Source organism: Candidatus Burkholderia verschuerenii, from assembly GCF_001189365.1.
GTDB classification, from domain to species: Bacteria; Pseudomonadota; Gammaproteobacteria; order Burkholderiales; family Burkholderiaceae; genus Caballeronia; species Caballeronia verschuerenii.
In genome coordinates this window covers 1-1,717 of sequence record NZ_LFJJ01000353.1, presented here as the reverse complement: position 1 = coordinate 1,717, position 1,717 = coordinate 1, and the positions used below count along the sequence as shown (strand labels likewise).

1 protein-coding gene is annotated in these 1,717 nt (G+C 47.4%); it reads right to left on the bottom strand.

Annotation, left to right across the window (positions count from 1 at the left end):
• Window positions 1-351: 351 nt before the first annotated feature.
• Window positions 352-1,332 carry a hypothetical protein gene (locus BVER_RS28775; protein ID WP_157056295.1) on the bottom strand — a complete coding sequence of 327 codons (981 nt, stop codon included), beginning with the start codon at window positions 1,330-1,332 and terminating at the stop codon, window positions 352-354.
• Between the last annotated feature and the right edge of the window lie 385 nt (window positions 1,333-1,717).

Genomic DNA, 1,717 nt, shown 5'->3' with positions numbered 1-1,717 from the left:
CCCTAATGCTTTTAAACATGTATCTACCCTTGGGATGAGTGAAGGCTTAGTATATTATGATATAGCAAAAATGTGAAATTTACATGTAAGTGCATTTTTCAAGGTCTCTATTTTAATTTCCAGTTGAAGGATTAATGGTAGTGGTGACTTAATTATTTGGACTTTAACGTAAATAACTACCAAAATATACCACAAACAAACATTAGAAAATAAACTAAATTATAAACAAACTAAAGATTAGGTCATAACGAAAGTAAAGTTAACTAAAAATCATAAAACAAGTAAACTACAAAATCGTGCACTTGGCACGCAAAACAAGACAGTGGCCTCCCTGAATGTCTCTGCGGCTGACTACTGGGGTGGCTGCTGTGGTGGCAGTCGACTCAAGATGGTCTGCATGAAGTGCTCCATCTGCTGCTGATGCGACTGGAGCTCGGACCGGATCTGGAGGAAGCCGTCGTCGACATGTGTCCGGAGGGTGTCGATGTCCTCGCGGAGCTGTAGATATCGCTGCTCTCTCACAGTCTCGGGCTCAGGCTGCTCTGAGTCGTGCTGCTGCTGCTCATGTGGCGGAGACGGCGGCGGTGATGGAGGTGGGAGTGTCTGATGATGTGGCGGAGGTGATGGCGGTGGCGACTCATGCTGCAGTGGGTCAGGCTGCCTATCCTTGATGGCCTCGAATCGGAGATCCGACATCAGCTGAATGAACGTGGCTGGATCTCCTCTGGGTCGGATCCCTGCCTTGACGCACATGGCCGTGATAAGGTTCGGGAAGCCAAGAGATAAGTTGGACTTCGACGTCTTTGTCGCCACCACCATCTGATCGCTGATGACTCGGCCCACATTGACTGCGACTCCGGTGCTGATAGCATATATCAGGTGAGCTCGCATCTTCAGCACCTCCGGATTCGATGAAGTGGGCATCAGACGGCTCCTGACAAAATGGTTGATCAGTCTGGCCTTCGCTCGCAGCTCGGACTTGCGAATGTGTCTCCAGTCTGCCTGTCTCTGCTCCTGCCCCGTCAGCTCACGGTAGATGTCCCGCTCATCAACCTGCCGTTGATCGTAGTTAACTCCAAAATTGGGCAGGTCGAAGAAGGCATTGATTGCCCTCGCGGAGAAATCTACCGTGTGTCCATCGATAGTCATCTCCCTCTCCTTCTCAACCTGTAGGCGCGCATAGACCTCATAAATGAGGTTATGATCGCCTGGGCGGAGCCTATCACGGCCGGCGAATGCCTGCCAGCTGTATCTCTCTATGTATGCGTGCAGGGGGGGTTCGATCTTGAGTCCTCTCTCCTCCACCATCGTTTTCTTTTTGTAATCGGCCATGGCTTCTCGTACTCCTACGAGTAGCTCCTCCTGTTGACTGGTCGAGGGATCTGTCTGTCGCCTCTTTCGTGCACGAGCCATAATGTACCTGAAAAAATATCCAATCAGTTTATAGAACAAAGTACAGTTGGCAAAATATCTCGGCACATGTTCAATTTAAAATTCAGCCATAAATATTGCCCAGCCAATAGTCAGCATATATGAACTCACAGGGTTACAGCCACAACTTTAAACATAAGACAAGGCACACTGTCTAAAAGAAACACAAAAATATATTAAACCTAAAGTGACATAGAACTAGAACAAAATCACCGAAAACTAAAACACATGGAATTTAAAAGTGTCCTTCAACATATGACAGAACCAAAAACCTACATAAAAGCAC

Bases quoted from the DNA above. Each gene is read 5' to 3' on its own strand.
- BVER_RS28775 (WP_157056295.1), bottom strand. From the start codon at position 1,332: ATGGCCGATTACAAAAAGAAAACGATGGTGGAGGAGAGAGGACTCAAG.